The following is a 20727-nucleotide window of genomic DNA, read 5'->3' as shown; positions in this document are numbered from 1 at the left end:
TGGCAGTTGGCATAAAGTAGTAGCTTACGAGCTCGTGCGCTCGACGGGTACCAGCCCGCCTGCAATCAGCCCCCTTTCAGCGGCGTGGCGCATGGCGGTGGTGTAGTCGGGCACGAGGAGCATTTCCACGTTTTCGGCGTGCAGCTCGGCCACCAGCTGCGGGATGCGCACGGCCCGCTTGGGCACCTGCACGTCGCGGATGTACACGGCGCGGATGCGGCCGGGGTAGCGGCGCACCACCTCGCGGTAGATGCGGGCGTCTTCCTGGCCGCTGTCGCCGAGCAGCACGAAGGGCAGGTGGGGGTAGGCGCGCAGCACGTTCTCAATTTCGTGCAGCTTGTGGCCGAAGTGCGCCGCCGCGGCCAGGCCCTCGGCGGTGGCGGGCGCGGGGTTGCGCGGGCGCAGGCCCACGTCGCGTAGCAGCAGGGCCCCCTTCGGAATGCGGTGCAGGGTGAGGAACTCGTCGAGCGCGTCGTACAAATTCCAGGGGCTGCTGCTGATGTAGAAGAACGGGTTGTCGGGCCGCCCGGTGCAGCCCAGCTGCAGGGCCCGGTAGAACTCGCCCACGCCCGCAAAGGGCTGGTGCGAGAGGGCGTTGCGCAGCAGCACCGTGAACCCCATGCGCAGGAAATTGGTGGCCCCCGACTCAAACACCGTGTCGTCGAGGTCGGAAATCACCCCGAATTCGGCCCCGGCGGGCGGCACCAGCACCTCGGCCACGGCCTGCACGGGCCGGGCAGGCAGCGGCGGGCCGCCGGGCAGCTGGGCCAGGCGCACGGCCACCGGCTGCCACAGCAGGGCCCCGGGCGGCGGCTGGGGCGGGGGCTCCAGCACGAGGGTAAAGTAGCCCTCGTTGTCGGTCGTGACGGGCTGCGGGGCCCCGCCGGCGCGCTCGGCCACCAGCCCGGCCCCGGCAATTTCGTAGCTGAGGAAGCGCCGGGCCATGTTGCGGAAGTTGCGCCAGCGCGAATCGCCCGCCGTGGCGGGGGCCAGGCCGGGGTCGGTGAGCAAGCGGCCCTTCACGTAAAAGCGCTCGGCGGTGCCGTAGGTGCGGTAGGTGAGGAGCTGCAGCGGCCGCGCCCAGCCCAGGCGGGCCAGGCGGTGGTTGTCGAGGTGGAGCAGGCGGGAAAGCAGTTCGCGCAAAAAAGGCATAAGGGCAAACCTACAGCCGGGCGCGCCGGTGCGCCAAGCGCAGGCCGCTAATTTTTACAATTTCCAACGAACCGGGGCCCTATCTTCCGGCCGGATTTTTACCCGTTCCGCTTTTATGCCAACTAAATTGCGCCCCGCGGCTATGCTGGGCCTGTTGCTGCTAGGCGCTACTTCGGCCCGGGCCCAGGCCCCTTCCAACGCGCCCCGCCCCCCCCCCGCCGAAGCTGCCGCCTTGCCGCTCGCCCCGCTCTACGCCGCCGCCCACGACTCGCTGATGCGCGGCGTGGCGCAGGTTTACGCACAAGCGGAGGCTCGCGCCGGCTACTTCGCCGCATCGCACGGCTCATTTGGGGGGCTGCACCGGCGGGTGCGGACCTACGCCCGCGCTTCCGGGCCCCTGGTGAAGCGCGAAGTTGTGAAACACAAATTCGGCGTCGAGCTGCAAAAAGTGAGCTACTACGACGCCACCGGCCGCCAGGTGCTGGCCGAGCGCTACGAGGGGCGCCAACTCACCCGGTTGGAACTGTGGGAGTACCCGTCGCCGCGCACGCAACCCAGCCCGCCCGCCGCTAAGTGGCTGCTGGTGCGGGGCGACTACCTGCGGCACCAATTCATGTCGACGCCTACGCATTTCACCACCCATTACTACCATAACCTGCGCCCATCCGGCGAGGGGTTGTAGAACGGTGGGAAAAGGCTATGGTTCGCGCTCCGGCCAACGGTCCGGTAACCGCGTCAGGTTAGTAAGTAGGCGCTTTTGGGCCTCCAATAGGGTGCGTAGCGCGAAACGGTGGGGCCCGGTTGGCAATGAAAAATGTCGGTTGCTCATCCTGGGGCGGGTTTTTGCGTACACAAGGGCTCCATCTACTTTCCCACCCCATGCCCGCCGCCGCTGCGCCCACCGCCCGTCCTAAAACCCGCAAGAAGCACCTCGTGCCCACTGCCCACGAGCTCTACAAAGACCCCGCCCAGCAGGCCGCCCAAGCCGGGCTGCACTACGCCACCGACGCGGCGCCCGGCTACGCCCGCAAGGCTGGCCGGGGCGGTAAATTCAGCTACTACGACGCCCAGGGCCACAAAGTGACCGACGTCGCGGTGCTTGAGCGCATCGCCGGCTTCGTCATTCCGCCGGCCTGGACGGACGTGTGGGTGGCCCAGGACGCCCGGGCCCACTTGCAGGTGACGGGCCACGACACGGTGGGCCGCAAGCAGTACCGCTACCACCCGGCCTGGGACGAAATCCGCAGCCTGACCAAGTTTTCGCGCCTGCACGCCTTTGGTGAGAAGCTGCCCGCCCTGCGCCAGCAGCTCAAGCACGATTTGGCCCGCCCGGCGCTGAGCCGCGAGCAGGTGGTGGCCCTGGTAATTTCCCTCATCGACCAGTCGTTCATCCGGGTGGGCAACGAGGAGTATGCGAAGAAGAACAAGAGCTACGGCCTTACCACGCTGCACGACGAGCACGTGAGCTTCAAGGGCGACGCCGTGCGCTTTGCCTTCGTGGGCAAAAAGGGCGTGGCCCACGACGTGACGCTGCGCGACCGCCGCCTGGCCCGCCTGGTGCGCAAGTGCCAGGAAATCCCCGGCCAGCACCTGTTCCAGTACTACACCGCCGATGGCCACCGCCACGCCCTGGAGTCGGGCGACGTGAATGGCTACTTGCACGAGCACACTGGCCTGGCCCTCTCCGCCAAGGACTTCCGCACCTGGGGCGGAACCGTGAAAATGGTGGAATGCCTAGAAAACATGCTGACCGAAGAGCCCGACTTGGCCCCTGAAAAAGTAATCCGCAAGGCCGTGAAGGACGTGGCCAGCGGCCTGGGCAACACGCCCACCGTGTGCTCGAAGTACTACATCCATCCGCAGGTGGTTACGCTCTTTAAATCGGGCGAACTCATTGACTACCTGCGCACCCACGACGCTACCCCCGCGCCTCAGGATCCGCTTTCTCCTACTGAGCGCTTGGTGCTGAAAATGCTGGCCGCCACCGCGTAAGGCACGATTTGGGGCCCCGGGGGGCTTTACACTGGGGCAAAGGGGTAATCCTTTGCGGAATTAAAACCAGACAACCAGATTAAGGTGGTCAGCATAACCGTTTTGATAAACTCAAACGGTTCCATGAACCTGCTCTTATTCCTCGGCTGGGTGGCTGTAAGCGTGGGCGCCGCGGCGTGGCACCGTGAAGTAGCGCATTCCCCGGCCGGGTGCGGGCGGGCGGGCCGCGGGGTTGCCGTAAATGGCCAGGTGGGGGCCCCGCGTTGCCCGGGACCCCACTTCGGTTACCTCGAACACGTCGGCGCCTTCCAGTCCTTCCAACGTCACCACCTTGGTTTCGCGGGCGGAAAACGTGCGGGCCAGCAGCAGCGAATCGGGCCCCAGGGCGGGGGCGTACACGGCCACGGTGGTCGAGTCGGCGAAGCGGCGCACCACAAACCGCTCGGCCTGGGCCGTGCCGCCCACCGTGGGCCGGCGGCTGAGGCGGCGGTAGAGCACCGCCGCTACGTGGGGCAAATCGGCCCGCCGCTGCCGCAGGGCCCCGGCCAGGTAGGGGCCCTCCAGGGCGTAGGCCGCGGGTGGCAGCCGGTGCAGCGCCGAGTCGATGGCGGCGTCGGTCAGCTGGCCTTGCATGGCCGCGGCAGCTGCCTGGAACTGCCCGGCGGTGAGGGAAATCAGGCCGTGCTCGTCGAGGTAGTGGCCCTGCTGCAACAGGCCCTTTAGGTCGTAGTAAGTGGGCCGGAACGTGTTCCACTTTCGCATGGCGAAGCGCCGCGTGAACAGCCAGGGAAACACACCGTCGGCGGCGCGGTAGAACACCATGTCGCGGTCTTTGGGCACGGGTTGGTAAAAGAAGCGGCCGGTGGGGGCCCCGGGCGTGGGCACTTGGGCCCAGGTCCACTGCCCCGCGTGGCGGTCCCAGTCGCCCAGCCAAGCGTCGAGTAGGCGGGCGCGCAGCAGCGCGGCGGGATCGGGCCGGTGGCGCGGGTCGGCAAACAGGCGCTTGTAGAAGGCCTCGCTGCCCACCAGGGCGGTCGCGGTGGGTACGGCGTCGGTGGGCCGCGCGTCGGCGCTGAATTTTTCTTCCAACCAGACCAGCTGGCCGCGCAGCTTAGCGAGCGAATCGCCGGCCAGGGCCGGGTCGGCGGGCCGCGCGTAAAACAGCCGCGGGTTGGTGTGGGGCACGCCCACGGCCCGCGCCAGGGGCGGCACCGCCAGCGCGCCGTAGGGGTGGGTAGCCGATACGTTGTCGCGCAGGTACCAGGCGAGCGGCGAGTTTTTGAGCCACCCGCGCAGCGCCCGGCGCGGGTCTTTGTCCACGGTGCGCAGCACGTAGGGGCGGCCGTCGGCGGCCACCACACCCAGGCTGGTGCTGTTGAAGCCTCCGCCGAGCTTGACCCGGCGCAGGGCCCCGCCAGGCGCAGCGGTGGCCACGTCGAACACCGGGGCGGCCACGGGCGCGGCCCAGGTGCTGCGGTGGTGCTTCCCAAAAAATACCCGGTGCAGCACCCCGGGCCGCGCGTACTGCCGCCCGGCGGTGTAGCGCGCCGGGGCCCCAGCGGCGGTTTCGGCGGGGGCCCCCAGGCGGGCGTCGGACTGGAAGTATTGTGCCGGTGCGCACCCCGCGGCGGCCAGCAGGCAGGGCCCCCACCAGCGCAGCGCCTGCGCCGCGGCGCCGCGCGGCGATAAAAAAGAAAAACGGTGGGGCAGGGCGGGACGCGGCACGGCAACAAAAAAAACTGAACGCAGGCGGAGCCAGATGGTTGGCGGAGTAATATTAACGCAGGAGCGCGGCAGCCACGCGGTACGTCAGCCGCCGCCGGGGCCCCTCGGTGGCCAGCCGGGCGGGCCCCGGGCCGGGCACAATGGTCAGCCGCAAGCGGGCCACCCGGCCGGGCGCCGTGTGCACCTCAAACACATCGGCCCCGCCCCGCCCGCGCAGCGTGAGGGCCCGCGTCTCGGCGGGCGCAAACGTGCGGCGGTAGCGCGGCGGGGCCCCCGGCGCACCGGCCGCGTACACGGCCACGGCCACCGAATCGAAGTAGCGGCGCACCACAAACCGCTCGGCCTGGGCGGTGCCATCCACGGCCGGGCGGCGGGCCAGCGTGCGGTAGTAGGCGGCCGCGGCCGCGGGCAGGGCGGCGCGCCGCGCCTGCAACGCGGCCAGCGTGCGGGGCCCCTCCAGGGCAAACACGGCGGGCGGCAGGCGGTGCAGGGCGCGCACGAGCAGCGAGTCGGGCAGGGCGGCTTGCAGGGCGGCGGCGGCGCGGGCAAAATCGGCGGCGGTGGCCCGGGCCAGTACCCGCCGGTCGAGGAAGCGGCCCTGGCGCACCAGGCCGGGCACGCTGCCGTAGCGGGGCCCGAAGGTCTGGAACTTGGGCACCAGCCGGCTCACGGCCCAGGGCAGGGCCCCGTCGTCGAAGCGAAAGAACACCTGGTCGCGGTCTTTGGGCAGGGGCGCGAAGCGGGTGCCGCCCCCGGGCGCGGGGCGCGCCGCCCAGTTCCACTGCTTCTCGTGGCGGTCCCAGTCGCCGAGCCACACGTCGAGCAGGCGCGCGCGCAAAAAGGCGGGCCCGTCGGCGGTGGCGGTGGGGGCGGCGGCGCACTGGGCCAGCATGTCCGCGGTGTTGAGCACGTCGGCCGCCTCGCCGCCTGCTTTGGCTTCGAGCAGCGCCAAGTGGCCCCGGAGGCGGGCCAAGCTTTCGCCCAGCCTGGCTTCGTCGGGCCGCACGTACACGAGGCGGGGGGCGGTGTGGGCCACGCCCGCGGCCTGGGCCAGGGGCGGCACCACCAGCGCGGCGTAGGGGTTGGCGGCGCTGGTGGCGTCGCGCACGGCGTTCAGCAAAAACGTGCGGCGCAGCAGCGGCGGCAGCGTTTTGCGCGGGTCTTTGTCGAGGGCCCGCAGCGCGTACTCGCGGCCGCCGGGCCCTTGCAGGCTCAGGCTGATGGTTTGGAAGCCGCCACCGGCCTTGCGCGGCCGCAGCGGCCCACCGCCCGGGGCCCCGTGGGCGGGGTCGAGCACCGCCGCTGCCACCGGGGCGGCCCACACCCGGCGGTAGTGCCGCCCAAAAATGGCTTGGTAAAAACTGCCGTGCTGGGCGTAGCGGGAGTTAGCGGCCGCCCCGCGCACCGAGTCGGTGCCCGCGGGCAGAGGCAAGGCGGCCTGCGCGGGCGCCCGGGCGTCGGACGGGCCGTAGGGCTCGCGGGCGCAACCCGCGAGAGTCCCTGCTGCGCCCAGGGCCCCTGCCAAAGCGGCTAGATAAAAAGCGTAGCGAAGCAACAAGCGGCCGGAGGCGAGGGAGGCGTAAGCAGTGCACCCCGGCTCGGCGGCCGGCCCGGGGTCTACTGCTTACGCAAGCGCTTTAAAAAAGGCGGCCCTGCCGGGCCACAACCGCGCCCGGCCTTTGCAGTATAAGAGCCGGCGGATCGTTATTTTGCCCAGTTTGATCCGGCCTTGTTCAATTGTAATTGCTATGCGCCACGGGCTGAAGATTTTGGGGAGGGTGTTGGGCGGGGCGGCGCTGGGGCCGCTAGCACTGGTGGCGGGGCTGCTGCTGTCGGCGGCCAGCCACCGCGGGGCGGGTGCGGCCGGGGCCCCGGCTGCCCGCTGGGCCCCCGATTCGGCTACCGTGCAGGTGGCGGCCGGGCCCGAGTACGCCGCTGGGCCGCTGTGGCGGGCTTTGTGGGGCGCCCACCACCGGGCCTTGTGGGCCACGCCCGTGTCGGCGCCGGTGCTGTGGCTGGGGGCTGCCGGCCCGGGCGGCCTGCGCCCGTTGCGGGCCGGCGGCAGCTACCAAACCCATAGCTTGCGCTTGCGCGCCGCCGACGGCCGCGCATTTGTGCTGCGCTCCGTCGACAAAGACGCCCGGGTGGCGCTGCCCGCCGGCTGGGTGCGCCGCCTGCTGGGGCCCCTCATGCGCGACCAAACCAGCGCCGGCCACCCCTACGGCGCCTACGTGGCCGCCCGGCTGGCCCAGGCCGCTGGGGTGCTGCACACCAACCCGCGCCTGGTGTACCTGCCCGACGACCCCGCCTTGGGGCCCTTCCGCGCGGCCTACGGCCGGGCCCTGTACCTGCTGGAAGAGCGCCCCGCCGGCGACCAGCGCCGCGCCCCCACACTGGGGGCCTCGGCGCGGGTAGTGGGCTCGGCGGAGTTGCTGGCGGCGGTGGGCCAGGGGCCGGCCGCGCCGGCCACGGCCCAGGCTTTTTTGCGGGCCCGCCTGCTCGATATGTGGCTCGGCGACTGGAGCCGCCGTCCCGACCAGTGGCGCTGGGCCACGCTGCCCACCGCCGGGGCGGGCCCCGAGTTTCGGCCCATTCCGCGCGACCGCGACCAAGCGTTTTTTCAGATGGACGACGGCTTGTACCCGTGGCTCATCGGGAAGTGCCGCGCCCGCTACCAAAGCTTTGGGCCCCGCCTCACCGCGGCCAACGTGGCTGCCCTCGCCGTCACGGCCCGCCCACTCGATACGCTGCTGCTGCGCGGTTTGCCGGCCGCCGCCTTCCAGCAAGAAGCCGTGCGGCTACGCCAGCGCCTCACCGACGCGGCCATCGATTCGGCCCTGCAAGCCGTCCCGCCCGAAACCCGGGCCGTGGTAGCGGCTGGGCTGGGGCCCGCTTTGCGGGCCCGCCGCGCGCAGCTGCCCGCGGTGGCCGGGTGGTTTTACGAGGCGGTGAACGAGCGGAAGTGAGAACGCTGGGTGAGGTTTCCAGCGGACGAAATTAGGCCGTCATGCTGAGCGCAGCCGAAGCATCTCTACTGCGCAAGTAATCCAACCGATTGGGCCACTTGCGCGGGAGAGGTGCTTCGGCTGCGCTCAGCATGACGGCCTAATTGGCTCTGCAAAGCCAGGAAATTTGTATAATTCACAAGCAGCGTCATAAACTATCCGTCCGCAAATAGTCCGGCCAGTGGGTCGCGGCCGTCCACGGTGCCGGCGCTGGATAGCACCTGGAAGCGGGCAAACATCTCTTCGGCGTACCAATTTTCCTGGCGGGTGAGGCGCATGGCTTCGCGGTGGCGGGCGTCGTGGTAGGCGTACTGCTGCATGGCCGCGGCCGAGCGCCACACACTGAACGTGGCCTGGCGCACCACCGGCAATTCGCCCAGCCCGATGGCCAGGGCCACGCCGGGGGCCCCCGCCAGGGCCGCGCTGGTCGGAGCCACGTAGCGCCAGAAGCGGGGCGTTTTCCACCACCGGATGCTGGCGCGGGTGAGCACGGCCACGGGGGCCCCAACAGCCGGCGGGGTATCGGCCACGTAGTCAAACGGGGCGGCGCCGTCCCATAGCCCGTGCGCTTTGAGGGGCCCCAGGTGAGCCGTCCAGGTTTCGGCAGCGCGGGTTTGGTAAGCTTGCCAGAGCGGGTGCTGGGCGAAGAACGCAGTGGCCGCCGCGGCATCGTCCCACACGGCCATCAGGCCGTAGCGGCGCAGGTTGGGCAGGGCCCCGAAGCCGCCCGCCCCGCTGCCCAGCAGCTTGGCGAAGCGCAGGCCCGCCACGCGCCGCAGCTGCGGCGGGGCGGTGCCCATCTGGGCCAGGGCCCAACGGGCGTGGCCGGGCTGCAACGTGATGAGGGAAAGCGTGGTAAGGGGCAAAATGAAAGGAGTAAGCCGAAGGAAACCCGGCGGAAAAAAGGCACAAAAAAGGGCCGGAATTGCTTCCGGCCCTTCCTAAACAATCGGGGGCCCAGGAGTTCCGGGACCGCCGTTATTTTACCACCACTTGGGCGTGCTGGTTCACGTCGTCGTCTTTGCTGGCCTCGCCGGTTACCACGGCGCGGGCGTAGCCGAAAGCCTGGCTGAGCACGCTGCTGGGCGTATCCCAGTACTCACCCTGGGTGATGGTCACCTTCAGAATCATGATGTTCGGGTCGTCTTTGCCTTTCGGAAACCAAGCGCGCATGGGCTCGGTGTACAGCTCGGCGGCCTTGGCCGCGTCGCGGTAAGCATTGGCCGTGCCCGACACCGACACGTATACGTTGGCCGACGGGTCGGCGTAGCTCAGGTTCACTTTGCTGTCTTTGTTCAGCTCGTACACCTTGGCCGAGTGGGCGTCGGTGAGGAACAGGAGCGAGCCGTCGGCCTCGGGGCGGATAGTGGCCATGGGGCGGCTGTGCAGGTTGTTTTGCTCATCGAAGGTGGTGAGCATGGCCATGCGCACGTCCTTGATTTTATCAAACAGCTTGTTCAGGTCGTTGGTGACGGGCGTTTTCGTATCGGACATGGGAGGAAACGGTTAGGAGGGAAACCGGCCGGTGGGGCCGGGCTTCTCTGTACGGCCGGCGGCGGGCGGGGGTTGGGCCGGGGCCCGCGCGGGGCCCGTATCTTCCGCCCCCGATGAATTTTCTGGCCCACCTGTTCCTCGCCGGCCCGCCCCACGCCGCCGCCTACGCCGACCGCCTCGTGGGCCAGTTCGTGGCCGATGCCGTACCCGGCCGCCGGCTCGAAGCCTACGCCCACGCGCCCGGCGTGCAGGCCGGCATCCGCCAGCACCGGGCCATCGACGCCTTCACCGACCAGCACCCGGTGGTGCGGCGCGCCACGGCCCGCTTGCGCCTGGCCGGCCACGGCAAGTACGCGGGCGTGGTGAGCGACGTGTTTTTTGACCATTTCCTGGCCCGCGGCTTCGCCGTGTTTTCGGCCGAGCCACTGGCCGATTTCACCCGCCGTGTATACGCCCAGCTAGGGGCCCGGCAGGCCGAGTTTCCGGCCCGGGTGCAGCAGTTTTTTCCGCACCTGGTGCAACACGATTGGCTGGGCCACTACGCCGAAGTGGCGGGCGTGGCCCGGGCCCTGGCCGGCCTCAGCCGCCGCGCCGCGCCCGGCTCGGGCCTGGAGCGGGGCGGCGCCGAGCTGCTGGCCAACTACGCCGCCTACGAAGCCGACTTCCAGGCATTCTTTCCGGAATTACAGGCGTTTGCCGCGGCTGGCTACCCGGGGCCCTAGGGGCACCCAGCGGCCCGTAAAAAAAGGAGCGGCCCGCCATTGGCGAGCCGCTCCTTGCGCAGGGGTGGGGCCCCGGGCCCCGGGTGCAACTAGTGCTGGTGGCCGCCTTCGCCGTGCACGTGGCCGTGGGCCAGCTCCTCGGGGGTGGCGGGGCGCACGTCGGCCACTTTGCCGTCGAAATGCATCACCATGCCGGCCAGGGGGTGGTTGAAGTCCATCTGCACGGCCGTGTCGCCGATGCTGATTACTTTGGCCTGCATGTGGTTGCCTTCGTTGTCGGCCATGGGCAGGAAGTTGCCCTCTTGCAGCATTTCCTCGTCGAGCTTGCCGTCGATCATGAACACGTCCTTCGGGATTTCGACCAGCGCCTGCTCGTCGTACTCGCCGTAGGCCTGCTCGGGGGTGAGGCTGAACTGGAAGGTGTCGCCAGCGTTCTTGCCGTCGAGCTGGCGCTCAAACTCCTCGGGCAAGCCGCTCTGGCCATAGATGAAAACCATGGGCGCGTCGGCCTCGGCCGATTCAACAAGGACTTTTTCCTGGTTTTCGTCGGTCACGCTCAGGTCGTAGGTGATGGTGACGACTTGGTTGGGGGAGATGGCAGCCATGAAACTAGAAACTAAAGAGGGGGTGGGGGATGGGTACCGGGCAAAGGTAGGGGCGGGCCGGCACGTACTCCGTGCGCAGCGTGCCCGTGAACTGGGTTTTCGCCGCTGCTGCCCAGAAAACAAAAAGAAGATTCCCCCGCCTCAACTAGTGTGCGACGGGGGAATCAAGTTCGCTAAGCATGGGCTGCTTACGCGGGCATCGACTTCAGCTCACGGCTCCAGAAACGGTGGTAGCCAATGGCTTTGATGAACTCCTGGGCCAAGCCGGCCACCTTATTGTCGGCGCTGGTTATTACACCATCCGCCCCGAGAATGTCGGTGGCGCCGGGGTAGGAGGCTGCTTTCAGCAGGTCCACGCCCTCGGCCGAAGCCGCGATGGGTTTGCAGTGGCGGAAGGCCTCGTTTACAAAGCGCACGGCGTCGGCATCCTGGGTTAGTTTTTGCACGCTGCTCGCCCCACCGGCCACGTACACGGCATCAAACAGCACCGACGACGTGGCCTGGAACGTCCAGTTAATCAGAACTTCCTGCCCATCCGTGCCTTTCAGCTTGCCGAGGTGGGTGGCTACGATGGCCGTTTGTGCCCCTTCCGCCATCAAGGTCGTCATCAGCTCGCCAATAGCGCCCACGTCGGCCCCATCGGTGGCCAGAATGGCAATATGGCGGGTTTTGATACTGGTCTTGCCCGCATTGATGGGGCTGTTTACCGATATGCTCAGCGCCGCCGAGTTAGCGTCGTCCTGCTTGGCCGGGGCCGATTGGTAATAGGCTGCGTCACCGTCGGCTGGTACCGCCAGGTTGAGTTGTACACCCTCGGCCGAGGGCACTGCCATGCCCAGCCCTTCGGCTACGCGGCTAACCAAGTCGTGGTCTATCTGGGCCAGCTGCACAAGGGTACGGGCCTGCACTTCAACCTTCTGAACGTGGCTAAGCTCAAAGCGCAAAGCCTTCACGATGTGCATTTTCTCCGCGGCGGTTTGGCTGTTCCAAAACAACTTGGCCTGGCTGTAGTGGTCCACAAAGCTTTTGCTGCGCAGCCGGATTTTGTGGCCTTCCACCCGCTCATACGTCGAGGTGAAGCCGCCTTGGCTCTGCTTGGCCTGGCGGGGGTAGTTGTCGTTGAGCAGGTTAACCCCGTAAGCAACGTTGCCCTTGTTGATGGTCTGGCGCATGTGGCCGTCGCGCTGCCCGTTGTGGATGGGCGCCAGCGAGCGGTTAATCGGAATCTCGTGAAAGTTTGGACCGCCCAAGCGCTTGAGTTGCGTGTCGAGGTACGAAAACAACCGGCCTTGCAGCAGCGGATCGTTGGAGAAATCGATGCCCGGCACGATGTGGCTAAGGCAAAAAGCAACCTGCTCGGTTTCGGCGAAGTAGTTGTCTACGTTGCGGTTGAGCACCATTTTGCCCAGCTTGATGACGGGCACTAGCTCTTCCGGAATCAGCTTGGTCGAGTCGAGAATATCGAAGTCGAACTTGCGCTCGTCCTCTTCTTCTACTACCTGCACGCCCAACTCCCACTCGGGGTAGGCGCCGCCCTCGATGCTATTCCACAGGTCGCGGCGGTGGAAGTCCGGGTCTTTGCCCGAAATCTGCTGCGCCTCTTCCCAAGCCACCGAGTGCGTGCCGAGCGTTGGCTTCCAGTGAAATTTCACGAAGCGCGCTTTGCCCTCGGCGTTCACCAAGCGGAAGGCGTGAATGCCGAAGCCTTCCATCATGCGCAGACTGCGCGGCAGGCCCCGGTCCGACATCACCCACAGCAGCATGTGGGACGTTTCGGGGTTGGTCGAAATGAAGTCGTAAAACGTGTCGTGGGCCGACGCAGCCTGCGGAATCTCGTTGTGCGGTTCCGGCTTCACGGCATGAATGAAGTCGGGGAACTTGGTGGCATCCTGGATAAAAAACACCGGGATGTTGTTGCCCACCAAGTCAAAAATACCTTCTTCGGTGTAGAATTTTACAGCAAAGCCGCGCACGTCGCGCGCCATGTCGGAAGAGCCACGCGAGCCGGCTACGGTCGAAAAACGCGTGAAAACCGGCGTTACCGCGCCGGGCTGTAAGAAAGCCGCCCGGCTCAGGTTGGCGTTGTCGTCGTAGGCCTGGAAGTAGCCGTGGGCGGCCACGCCGCGGGCGTGCACCACGCGCTCGGGAATGCGCTCGTGGTCGAAGTGAGTAATTTTCTCGCGCAGGATGAAGTCTTCCAGCAGCGTGGGGCCCCGTTCGCCGGCCTTTAGCGAGTTCTGGTCGTCGTTGATGCGCAGGCCTTGGTTAGTAGTCAGAAATTCGCCGTAGCCGTCTTCACGGTTTTTTGCCAGCTCATCGGTTTTGGGGTTGCCAACTACGTCTTCGTGGGTTTGCTTGGCAAGTGGTTTATCGCTCATATAAGGTTGTGGTGGGTAGCGGTGAAGGGGAAAGGAGTGGTCCTGCCATGATTATACTCTACGGCGATACGGCAAGTGAGTGGGCACCTACCAGCGTATTTGCTTAAAATATTCTTAAAAAAATACACGTTGCCCTTGCTAACCCCAACCATAAAAATAGCAGGGCCCTGAATCACTAAGTGCTAGCAATAGGGCCCTCATTAGCTCAGCAATAAGGTTTGCAGCAGGGTTGGCCGAGCACCGCCCCGGATTCAAAAACTTTCCACAAAGGAGGACCGTATCGGCAACGTATTATTTAATACGGTTTTAATTCCCTTTCTCTTTGCTTCCCTGCCTAAATCAGTACGGTGCTGGGCCGCCGCCTCTTTGCTAGGCAGCGTTTTGCTGGCGAGTTGGGGCCCCAGCAGTAGGCCTCAGAACCGTGCGTACCGATGCCTCACACTTAATGAAGACCGAACCAATACCTTACCCACTCTTTTCGATGTCTAAACCAACCCGCAACTCGCTGGCGACCCTGCTGCTTAGCGGCGCGCTGCTGTCCGCCTGCCAGTCCAACCCACCCAAAACCCAGGACGCCGCCGTGAACCGGGAAGCCGTGGTAAAAACCGATTCGACGGCCCTGAAAACGGCTTCGGCCGACACCATGGGCGTGCCCGCCGGCTCGATTCCCACCGTCGGCAACCCGCAGCTGCTCTTCACGTTGCCAGATTCGCACAATACGCCCGACGGCCTCGCCCTGGGCCCCGGCGGCCGCCTCCTGCTCTCGGTGCCCAACCTGGCCGACAACAGCAAGCCCGCGGCCATTGTCGAGATTGTGGGCAACACCTACAAGCCTTTCGCCGCCAACCTGCCCGTGGAGCCCACCACCAAAAAAGCCGCGCCGATGGACCTGGCTTTCGGTCCCGATGGTAACGTGTACTACGCGGAAAACCAGTACGAAAACAGCAAGAAATACGCGTCACGCCTCATGCGCATCAACCTGAAAAATGGCAAGCCCGGCACTATTGAAACCGTGGTAGACAGCTTCGCGCTGGCCAACGGCGTGGTGTGGAAGGGCAATACCCTGTACGTGACCGACAGCCAGTGGGATATGCCCGGCAACACCAAGGGCAGCGCCATCATGCGCTTCACCCTCGACGAGCTGAAAAAGCCCGGTGGCCCGCTGCACCTCAAGCCCAAAACCAAGGACCCGCACGTACTGGCCATGTTCACGACCACCGTGAACGAAACCGGCGTGGACAACGGGGCCGACGGCATCGACTACGACAGCCAGGGCAACCTCTACACCGGCTCGTTCGGCGATGGCACCTTCTACAAGGTCAGCCTCAAGCCCGACGGCACCTTCGCCAAGCAGGAAGCCGTGGCCCTGACCGGCGACAAAATCACCTGCATCGACGGCTTCGTAATTGACCGCGCCACCGACAAAGCCTACGTGACCGGGGCCCGCCAAAACGCCATCTTCGTCATCAACCTGAAGGACAACAGCGTGAGCACGCTGGCCCAAAACCCCGACACTGACGGGACCGGCGGCAAACTCGACCAGCCCGCCGAGGTGCTGCTCAAAGGCAAGCGCCTGTACATCTCCAACTACGACAACCCGGTGAAACACTTCGTGAATGTGAAGTCGGACGCGCCGCACACGGAGTCCTTTATTGACTTAAAGTAGGGCCCCCAGCCAAAACAAAAAGGCCCGCTGCACTAAGTGCAGCGGGCCTTTTTTTGTATGTTTACTAACCTTTTAATCCTGCATTTCCCAGGCCGTGCGGTAGCCGCCGATGCTTTCGATGTAGGCCAGCAGGCGCTTGAAGAACGGGTTGGCGCTGAGCGTGCTGGAGTCGCCCACGAGCAGCAGCTTGCGGCGGGCGCGGGTCATGCCCACGTTCATGCGGCGCACGTCGCTCAGGAAGCCGATTTCGCCCTGCGAGTTGCTGCGCGTGAGGCTAATGGCGATGATGTCGCGCTCCTGGCCCTGGAACGAATCGACGGTGCCGATGCTCAGCATCCGGTGGGCCATGAGGCCGTTCAGCTCGTCGTTTTCCTCCACCGCGTCCTTTAAATAGTTAATTTGGGCGCGGTACGGAGCAATCACGCCGATGCTGAGCAGGTCCTCCTCGTGGTCGGCGGGGTCGTAGGGCTCCAGCAGCTGGGCCAGGCGCTTGAGCAGCAAGTCGGCCTCCTCGGGGTTGGCCGTGGAGCGGCTCTCGGGGATGGTGATTTCGGTGAAGCCGAAGCCGGCCGTGTCGAGGAATTCCACCGGCAGGTCGGGGGCGAAGCGCAGGTCGTAGTCCTCCAGGCCGGCGTGGCGCACGGTATTGTGGGCCGTCAGCTTGCCGTCGTAAAACTCGTCGGAGCTGAACTGCATGATTTGTTCGTGCATGCGGTACTGCACCGTCAGCATGCGGGCGGCATCGGGCTGGCGCTTGATGGCCTTTTCGAACAGCGTTTCGCGCAGGGCCCCGGCCTTTTCGCTCTTCACGGTGGGCGGCAGCTGGTGGTGGTCGCCGGCCAGCACCACGCGCTGGGCCTTGCTGATGGGAATCCAGCAGCCCGGCTCCAGGGCCTGGGCCGCCTCGTCGATGAACACCGTTTCGTAGGTGAGGTGGCGGATGTTGCGGTTGGAAGCGCCTACCAGCGTGCACGTTATCACCTGCACCTGCTCCAGCAAGTCCTCGGTGATGTAGCGCTCTAAGTCGTCGGCCTGCTGGTGCAGCATTTTGGCTTCCTCCTTCAGCATCCGGCGCTGCTGCATCTCCTCGTAGCCGAAGTTGCGCACGTACTTGCTGGCCGTTTCGCGGTACTGCTCGGCGGTTTGGCGCATGCTGCGCAGCTCGTTGTAGCTCTTGTGGGCCATCACCTGCGCATCAAGCGTGTGCTCGAGCAGCAGGTCCGACACCCGCGAGGGGTTGCCCATGCGGATGACATTGACACCGCGCTCGGCCAGCTTTTCGGTCAGCAAGTCTACCGCCGTGTTGCTGGGCGCGCAGACAAGCACCCGCCGCTCGCGCCGGATGGTTTCCAAAATGGCCTGCACCAGCGTGGTGGTTTTGCCCGTGCCGGGGGGGCCATGCACAATGGCCACGTCGTGGGCCGCCAGCACGTGGCGCACGGCCGCCTGCTGTGAGTCGTTGAGCGGGCTGGGGTAGAAAATGTCGTCGGGCTTTTCGGCGCGGAAGCGGGCGGGCTTGGCTCCGAGCAGGATGTCGCGCAGCTCGGCCAGGCGGTCGCCGTAGGCGCCCATCACCTTGCCCAGGGCGTAGTCCATCTCGCGGTAGCTCACCTCGTCAAAGGTGAGGTCGATGCCGAGCTTGTGGCCCTCGGTCACCCAGTCGGGCAGGTCTTCCTTGGTGGTGGCCAGCAGCAGCTTGTTGCGCCGCACGCTGGTAATCACGCCGTTCAGGGTGGGGCGGTCGGTAGCCGCGCGCCCGGGCACGTTGCCAAACAGCGAGGCGTTTTTGCCCACCTGAAACAAGTGCAGGCCCTGCTGCCCGGCGGGGCGCTCCAGCTCCAGCACCACCTTGCCGCCGAAGCCAATGTCTTCCTGGGTGATGGTGACCGGGTACCAGGTGAGGCCCCGCTGCTGGCGCTCCTGGATGCTGGCCTTGGCGTTTTTGAGCTTGAATTGCACCAGGTCTTCCTGCTGCTCCAGCTTCATCAGGGCCTGCACCTGGCGGAGCTCTTTCTCGATGGCGTAGGGGTCGGTGGGGGGGAGGGTAGTTTCGGTCAAAAGAAAGCGGATTGATTTCGTTGGGTGGTAACAACGAAAAGAGGAAATGAGTGGCGAGGATTTCTATCGGCCAGTTTCAACTAATGTTTTGAAGCGGGTTAGCAGAAACGCCAGTTTGGAAGGGTCGCCGGAACCGATGAACATTCCATTCTCAACCAGAATGCCATGCCAGTCATCATTTGAATTTTTTGTCAGTATAGGTGAAATAGAAATTTCTTCGGCTATTGTTCCCTCTAAATTTATTTCTACACTCCAACCTGGGTTACTGGTGGAAAAGATCTTAATTCCCTCACGAAATTCCCATTCGTCGTCGCACATACTGGAATACCAAGCATGTAGCCAATTTAAAATACTATCAAGTTGTTTCCTTGGATATATAATAGGCTCATGATGTGATTCATACGCCTCAATTAACGTAGTCAGAACATCTAATTCGTCAAATTCCGGGTCGCCGGGTTGGGCCAGAAATATGGCTTCCACGCGGGCCAATGCGGTGCGGTAATTGGCCGCGGTGCGTATGGGCTTGATAACCATAACTTATTCGCCTTTCGCCACGAACTGGCTCACGGCCTGGCTTACCAATTGGTTCAGGCTGATGCCGCGGCCCGTCGACACTAGCGCGGCTTTGCGGTGCAGTTCGGGCCCCAGGCGCACGTTGAAGCTGCCGGTAAAGGTTTTGTCGGGTGCTTTGCCCACGGCGGCGCACAGGGCCAGGTAGTCGTCCACGGCCTGCTCAAACTCGGGGCGGAGCTGCTTGGCAGCATCGGCCTCGAATGTAACTAAGTCGGCGATGGCCTCGATTTTACCGTGAAATACTTCATCGGCCGCGTTGTATTGCACCGAGCCCAAGTAGCCTTTGTAGAGGAGTCCGTTTTCCATGACTTTGTGAAACAAGTAATAATCAGCAGATTCCGAGCAGCGCGATAATTTCTTTCAGTTGGTATTCTTTGAGAATATTGTCAGGGTGCGGCTTGTGCAAGCTGATGGCAATTTGCGTAGTCGAATTAAAAAACTGCCGCCGGCTGCCCGCCGTTTTGCCTTTTGTTAGCGCCTCGAACCCGTAGGCGGTTAGCAGTTTTACCAATTCGTCCCAGGTAAAATCTTTGGGCTTAGCACAAATGCGGGCTTTGAGCTTGTCAAGCTGGGACATAACTGCTGTAACTGAAATTTAGTTGCTAAAGATACGCGCCAAGCACCGCAGTAGGCTTTTGGAATAAGAATTCCGCAACCCCGGGCCCGACCGGCCGCGTAAGCAGGGCCCCACCCAACGCCTTTCCCGATGCGCCACCTCCCGTCCATCCTATCCGCCGCCGCTTTGCTGTCGCTGGCCGCGTGCAGCACCGATTCCAAGCCCGACAAGCCGCAGAAGGTGGCCACGGCCGCGCCGCCCGCCGTGCCCACCTCCGAAAGCGCGAAAAGCCTGGTGTTGGTGGCTACGTCCGACACGATTTGGAACGGCGTGGCGGTGTCGGACGACGACCGGAAATTTGTGCTTTTCCCGCACAATGAGGGCGACCGGGGCACGCGCATCGGCGAGCTGCAGGCCGACGGCACGGTGCAGGCCTTTCCCAACCGCGCTTGGAACAGCTGGGGCCCCAAGGACCCCGCGGCAGCCAGCAAGTTTGTGCGGGCCAACTCGCTACGCTTCGGGCCCGACGGCAACCTGTGGATTGTGGACACGGGCACGCCCAAGTCGGACGCCGCGCCGGTGGCGCACGGCCCCAAGCTGCTGGCGTTCGACATCAAAACCAACCAGTTGCTGCACTCGATTCCGCTGGATAAGTACGTCAAAAAGAAGAGCTTCGTGGACGACCTGCGCTTCCACGGCGATATGATTTACGTGACTGATGCCGGGGCCCCGGGGCTAATTGTGCTCAACCAGAAAACCGGCCAGGGCCGTCGCTTGCTCGACGATGACACGACCACCACCGCCCGCCGCCCGATGCTGGGCGAGGGCAAGAAAATGGTGAAGCCCAACGGCGACGACGTGGCCCTGCACGCCGACCAGATGGAAGTGTCGCCCGATGGAAAATACTACTATTTCCAGAGTGCCGCGGGCCCCATGTACCGCGTCGAAACCCAGTACCTGGACGACCCGAATATCAAGTCGGCGGACTTGGCCAAGAAGGTGACGTACTTCTTCAACTCGCCCACCTGCGGCGGCACCACCATCGACGCCGCCGGGAACCTTTACGTGGCCGATGCCAACGAGAAGCGCATCCTGAAAGTGACGCCCGCCGGCCAAAGCAGCGTGCTGGTGCAGGACCCACGCCTCGTTTGGGCCGATGCCCTGTGGATTGACCACGCCGGCAACCTCTGGATTCCGGTGCCGCAAATGAACCGCACCGCCGGCTTCCAGAAGGGCGTGCAGACGGTGGCCTTCCCGGTGCAGCTTTTCAAAATGCCCATTGGGGCCAAGGCGTTTCGGGACTAGGAAGCAAGCCAAATAGAGGATTGTCATTCCGACGAAGGAAGAATCTGGGTCAAATAAGGCAAGGGCAGCCCTCAGATTCCTCCTTCGTCGGAATGACAACTCCTATTTAAACGGCTTCCAGGGCCCCGGGGCCCTACTGGAAAAAATCTTCCGGGTCGGTTTGCTGGAAGTACTTTTCCAGCTTGGCTAGGTCGCCGAAATAGGGCTGCACGCACGCCAGGAATTCGCGTACCGCCGCCGCGCTGTCGGCGTAGGCTAAAAAAGTGTCGCCGGTTTCATCGAATTCCAGGTGGTCGAGTAGCTCGGGCTGAAACTCTTCGACGATGGTTTCGAGGTGCTCGCGCCACGACGCGCCGCTCCCCACAAAGCCGAAGTCCTCGAACAGGTCGTGGTAGTCTTCGAGCTTGCCAGCGTGGGCCACGATGGCAAACTGGCGGGCAGGGTTGGCGGTCGTTTTGGCGGCGGCGACTTCAAAGGGAAACGTGCTGGTCATCAAAAAATAAGAGGGCGGGTGGAGCCCCACCGTCCGGGCGGGCGGGGCTATTTGGTCAGGGGCAGCAGCACCACGTCGTGGCCCGCCACTGGGGCCCGGAACGGCTTGGCGGCGGTGCCCTGGGTCTGGCCGGTGGCCAGGTTACGGATTTTGTAGCGGGTGCGGTCGGCGCTCGGGTTGCGCTTGGCCACTTCGTCGGGTGCGGGCTGCGTTTTCCAGTCGAAGGTAGCGGCCCGGGGCCCAAGCCATCAGGCCCTGGCCAAAGCCGCTTCCGGGCCCCCAAAAAAGCGGTTCTCCGGGGCCCAGGGCGGCATTTCATTTGAAAATACGGCCCCGCTTGCCGCTGTTCAGCCCGCCGGTGTAGCTTTAGGCCCCGCCGCCGGCCCTGTCCCACGCCTTCGCTCCATGTTCCCGGACCAGTTTTCGACCCCCTCCCTGCACACCGCGCACCGCCCCGACCTGGGCCAGCTTACCGGCCGCTGGCTGCGCTCGGTAACGGAGGCCGAGCTGCACGCCGACTACGGGGCCCTGCGCCAGGCCGCGCTGCACCACGGCTGTGGCCACTGGCTCATCGACGCGCGCCGCCGCACCAACCGCAGCCTCAACGGCCCCGAGTGAGTCACGACCGAGTTGTTGCCCGGGGTGCAGCGGGCACTGGGGGCCCCGCTGCACGTGTGCTTCCTGGTGCTGCCCGCCTACCTCCAGGGCTTACCGGCGGCCATGGCGGGCCCTGGGCCGGGCAGCCTCGTGCAGTTCGCCCGCTTCGTAGACGAGGGCGCAGCCAACGCCTGGCTGGCCGCGCGGGCGTGAGCCAAGAAGCTGGTTGGCTTGATTTTTTGGCTCTTGGAACGGGGGTGAAGACGCATCCTTGCGCCTGAGAATTGGACGATTTTTTGGACAAGTCGTTCCAATCGGAGCCGCAAGGAGGCGTCTCTGCGTCGTGCTGATCTTGATGCAAACCGCTGCTAAAGGCCGGGCCAGAAAACGGCGTACGGCCGCCCGG

The 20727-nt window shown here is 65.2% G+C and carries 21 protein-coding genes; 8 read left to right on the top strand and 13 right to left on the bottom strand.

Features of this window, described 5'->3' with window-relative positions:
* Window positions 1-24 precede the first annotated feature (24 nt).
* Window positions 25-1143 (bottom strand): App1 family protein, encoded by a 1119-nt coding sequence (locus tag AXW84_RS09970; protein WP_236943295.1) that lies wholly within the window; start codon window positions 1141-1143, stop codon window positions 25-27.
* Window positions 1144-1267: 124 nt separating this feature from the next.
* On the opposite strand from AXW84_RS09970, the gene AXW84_RS09965 reads away from it, so the two are divergent.
* Together AXW84_RS09965 and AXW84_RS09960 are read left to right on the top strand one after the other, a co-directional pair.
* On the top strand, window positions 1268-1834 hold the full coding sequence (locus tag AXW84_RS09965) for a hypothetical protein (RefSeq protein WP_157886927.1): 567 nt from the start codon (window positions 1268-1270) through the stop codon (window positions 1832-1834).
* Window positions 1835-2031: 197 nt separating this feature from the next.
* Entirely contained in the window at window positions 2032-3144 is a 1113-nt protein-coding gene (locus tag AXW84_RS09960; RefSeq protein WP_068232178.1) for a DNA topoisomerase IB, read from the top strand.
* A gap of 135 nt (window positions 3145-3279) precedes the next feature.
* Here AXW84_RS09960 and AXW84_RS09955 read toward each other — a convergent pair whose 3' ends face one another.
* Window positions 3280-4869, bottom strand: a complete 1590-nt coding sequence (locus tag AXW84_RS09955) for a hypothetical protein (protein ID WP_068232175.1) — start codon at window positions 4867-4869, stop codon at window positions 3280-3282.
* 52 nt (window positions 4870-4921) lie between these two features.
* Window positions 4922-6427, bottom strand: coding sequence for a hypothetical protein (locus AXW84_RS09950; protein WP_157886926.1), 1506 nt, complete (start codon window positions 6425-6427; stop codon window positions 4922-4924).
* Between the two features lie 190 nt (window positions 6428-6617).
* Here AXW84_RS09950 and AXW84_RS09945 point away from each other — a divergent pair, with 190 nt between their 5' ends.
* Entirely contained in the window at window positions 6618-7835 is a 1218-nt protein-coding gene (locus tag AXW84_RS09945; protein ID WP_068232170.1) for a hypothetical protein, read from the top strand.
* Window positions 7836-8029: 194 nt separating this feature from the next.
* Here the strand turns inward: AXW84_RS09945 and AXW84_RS09940 are convergent, their stop codons facing one another.
* Both AXW84_RS09940 and AXW84_RS09935 read right to left on the bottom strand, forming a co-directional pair.
* Window positions 8030-8740, bottom strand: coding sequence for a spheroidene monooxygenase (locus AXW84_RS09940; RefSeq protein ID WP_236943294.1), 711 nt, complete (start codon window positions 8738-8740; stop codon window positions 8030-8032).
* 112 nt (window positions 8741-8852) lie between these two features.
* Window positions 8853-9368 (bottom strand): pyridoxamine 5'-phosphate oxidase family protein, encoded by a 516-nt coding sequence (locus AXW84_RS09935; RefSeq protein ID WP_068232167.1) that lies wholly within the window; start codon window positions 9366-9368, stop codon window positions 8853-8855.
* Window positions 9369-9481: 113 nt separating this feature from the next.
* Between AXW84_RS09935 and AXW84_RS09930 the strand changes: the two genes are divergently transcribed.
* On the top strand, window positions 9482-10090 hold the full coding sequence (locus AXW84_RS09930; RefSeq protein ID WP_068232164.1) for an acyl carrier protein phosphodiesterase: 609 nt from the start codon (window positions 9482-9484) through the stop codon (window positions 10088-10090).
* 89 nt (window positions 10091-10179) lie between these two features.
* On the opposite strand, the gene AXW84_RS09925 is transcribed toward AXW84_RS09930, so the two are convergent.
* Both AXW84_RS09925 and AXW84_RS09920 read right to left on the bottom strand, forming a co-directional pair.
* Entirely contained in the window at window positions 10180-10695 is a 516-nt protein-coding gene (locus AXW84_RS09925) for an FKBP-type peptidyl-prolyl cis-trans isomerase (protein ID WP_068232162.1), read from the bottom strand.
* Between the two features lie 188 nt (window positions 10696-10883).
* Window positions 10884-13073, bottom strand: coding sequence for a catalase (locus AXW84_RS09920; RefSeq protein ID WP_068232160.1), 2190 nt, complete (start codon window positions 13071-13073; stop codon window positions 10884-10886).
* A 481-nt stretch (window positions 13074-13554) separates the two neighbouring features.
* Here AXW84_RS09920 and AXW84_RS09915 point away from each other — a divergent pair, with 481 nt between their 5' ends.
* Window positions 13555-14739, top strand: a complete 1185-nt coding sequence (locus tag AXW84_RS09915; RefSeq protein ID WP_236943293.1) for an SMP-30/gluconolactonase/LRE family protein — start codon at window positions 13555-13557, stop codon at window positions 14737-14739.
* Window positions 14740-14811: 72 nt separating this feature from the next.
* Here the strand turns inward: AXW84_RS09915 and AXW84_RS09910 are convergent, their stop codons facing one another.
* The 4 genes from AXW84_RS09910 to AXW84_RS09900 form a co-directional block, all read right to left on the bottom strand.
* Complete coding sequence (locus tag AXW84_RS09910) at window positions 14812-16797, bottom strand: AAA domain-containing protein (protein WP_068232157.1); 1986 nt, start codon at window positions 16795-16797, stop codon at window positions 14812-14814.
* A gap of 63 nt (window positions 16798-16860) precedes the next feature.
* Window positions 16861-17331 (bottom strand): Imm53 family immunity protein, encoded by a 471-nt coding sequence (locus tag AXW84_RS24765; protein WP_157886925.1) that lies wholly within the window; start codon window positions 17329-17331, stop codon window positions 16861-16863.
* 3 nt (window positions 17332-17334) lie between these two features.
* Window positions 17335-17676, bottom strand: coding sequence for a type II toxin-antitoxin system HicB family antitoxin (locus tag AXW84_RS09905; protein WP_068232154.1), 342 nt, complete (start codon window positions 17674-17676; stop codon window positions 17335-17337).
* Between the two features lie 22 nt (window positions 17677-17698).
* On the bottom strand, window positions 17699-17947 hold the full coding sequence (locus AXW84_RS09900) for a type II toxin-antitoxin system HicA family toxin (RefSeq protein ID WP_068232151.1): 249 nt from the start codon (window positions 17945-17947) through the stop codon (window positions 17699-17701).
* Between the two features lie 129 nt (window positions 17948-18076).
* On the opposite strand from AXW84_RS09900, the gene AXW84_RS09895 reads away from it, so the two are divergent.
* Window positions 18077-19231 carry an L-dopachrome tautomerase-related protein gene (locus AXW84_RS09895; protein WP_068232147.1) on the top strand — a complete coding sequence of 385 codons (1155 nt, stop codon included), beginning with the start codon at window positions 18077-18079 and terminating at the stop codon, window positions 19229-19231.
* A gap of 133 nt (window positions 19232-19364) precedes the next feature.
* On the opposite strand, the gene AXW84_RS09890 is transcribed toward AXW84_RS09895, so the two are convergent.
* Together AXW84_RS09890 and AXW84_RS24760 are read right to left on the bottom strand one after the other, a co-directional pair.
* Window positions 19365-19724: an Imm51 family immunity protein gene (locus AXW84_RS09890; RefSeq protein ID WP_068232144.1), complete on the bottom strand. Its 360-nt coding sequence runs from the start codon at window positions 19722-19724 to the stop codon at window positions 19365-19367.
* Between the two features lie 47 nt (window positions 19725-19771).
* Complete coding sequence (locus AXW84_RS24760) at window positions 19772-19915, bottom strand: hypothetical protein (protein ID WP_157886924.1); 144 nt, start codon at window positions 19913-19915, stop codon at window positions 19772-19774.
* A 214-nt stretch (window positions 19916-20129) separates the two neighbouring features.
* Between AXW84_RS24760 and AXW84_RS09885 the strand changes: the two genes are divergently transcribed.
* On the top strand, window positions 20130-20342 hold the full coding sequence (locus AXW84_RS09885) for a hypothetical protein (protein WP_068232140.1): 213 nt from the start codon (window positions 20130-20132) through the stop codon (window positions 20340-20342).
* 15 nt (window positions 20343-20357) lie between these two features.
* Complete coding sequence (locus AXW84_RS24755) at window positions 20358-20534, top strand: hypothetical protein (protein ID WP_157886923.1); 177 nt, start codon at window positions 20358-20360, stop codon at window positions 20532-20534.
* The last annotated feature ends 193 nt before the right edge of the window (window positions 20535-20727 follow it).

This window comes from Hymenobacter sp. PAMC 26628 (assembly GCF_001562275.1).
Taxonomy (GTDB): domain Bacteria; phylum Bacteroidota; class Bacteroidia; order Cytophagales; family Hymenobacteraceae; genus Hymenobacter.
The sequence above is the reverse complement of the archived record's forward strand: the minus strand, read 5'-3'. Positions and strand labels throughout refer to the sequence as shown.

What these genes read in the sequence shown, in the direction of transcription:
- AXW84_RS09900 (WP_068232151.1), bottom strand. Translation starts at nt 17,947, where the DNA reads ATGTCCCAGCTTGACAAGCTCAAAGCCCGCATTTGTGCTAAGCCCAAA.
- AXW84_RS09965 (WP_157886927.1), top strand. Translation starts at nt 1,268, where the DNA reads ATGCCAACTAAATTGCGCCCCGCGGCTATGCTGGGCCTGTTGCTGCTA.
- AXW84_RS09905 (WP_068232154.1), bottom strand. Translation starts at nt 17,676, where the DNA reads ATGGAAAACGGACTCCTCTACAAAGGCTACTTGGGCTCGGTGCAATAC.
- AXW84_RS09915 (WP_236943293.1), top strand. Translation starts at nt 13,555, where the DNA reads ATGTCTAAACCAACCCGCAACTCGCTGGCGACCCTGCTGCTTAGCGGC.
- AXW84_RS09935 (WP_068232167.1), bottom strand. Translation starts at nt 9,368, where the DNA reads ATGTCCGATACGAAAACGCCCGTCACCAACGACCTGAACAAGCTGTTT.
- AXW84_RS09920 (WP_068232160.1), bottom strand. Translation starts at nt 13,073, where the DNA reads ATGAGCGATAAACCACTTGCCAAGCAAACCCACGAAGACGTAGTTGGC.
- AXW84_RS09960 (WP_068232178.1), top strand. Translation starts at nt 2,032, where the DNA reads ATGCCCGCCGCCGCTGCGCCCACCGCCCGTCCTAAAACCCGCAAGAAG.
- AXW84_RS09925 (WP_068232162.1), bottom strand. Translation starts at nt 10,695, where the DNA reads ATGGCTGCCATCTCCCCCAACCAAGTCGTCACCATCACCTACGACCTG.
- AXW84_RS09945 (WP_068232170.1), top strand. Translation starts at nt 6,618, where the DNA reads ATGCGCCACGGGCTGAAGATTTTGGGGAGGGTGTTGGGCGGGGCGGCG.
- AXW84_RS24765 (WP_157886925.1), bottom strand. Translation starts at nt 17,331, where the DNA reads ATGGTTATCAAGCCCATACGCACCGCGGCCAATTACCGCACCGCATTG.
- AXW84_RS09930 (WP_068232164.1), top strand. Translation starts at nt 9,482, where the DNA reads ATGAATTTTCTGGCCCACCTGTTCCTCGCCGGCCCGCCCCACGCCGCC.
- AXW84_RS09895 (WP_068232147.1), top strand. Translation starts at nt 18,077, where the DNA reads ATGCGCCACCTCCCGTCCATCCTATCCGCCGCCGCTTTGCTGTCGCTG.
- AXW84_RS09890 (WP_068232144.1), bottom strand. Translation starts at nt 19,724, where the DNA reads ATGACCAGCACGTTTCCCTTTGAAGTCGCCGCCGCCAAAACGACCGCC.
- AXW84_RS09885 (WP_068232140.1), top strand. Translation starts at nt 20,130, where the DNA reads ATGTTCCCGGACCAGTTTTCGACCCCCTCCCTGCACACCGCGCACCGC.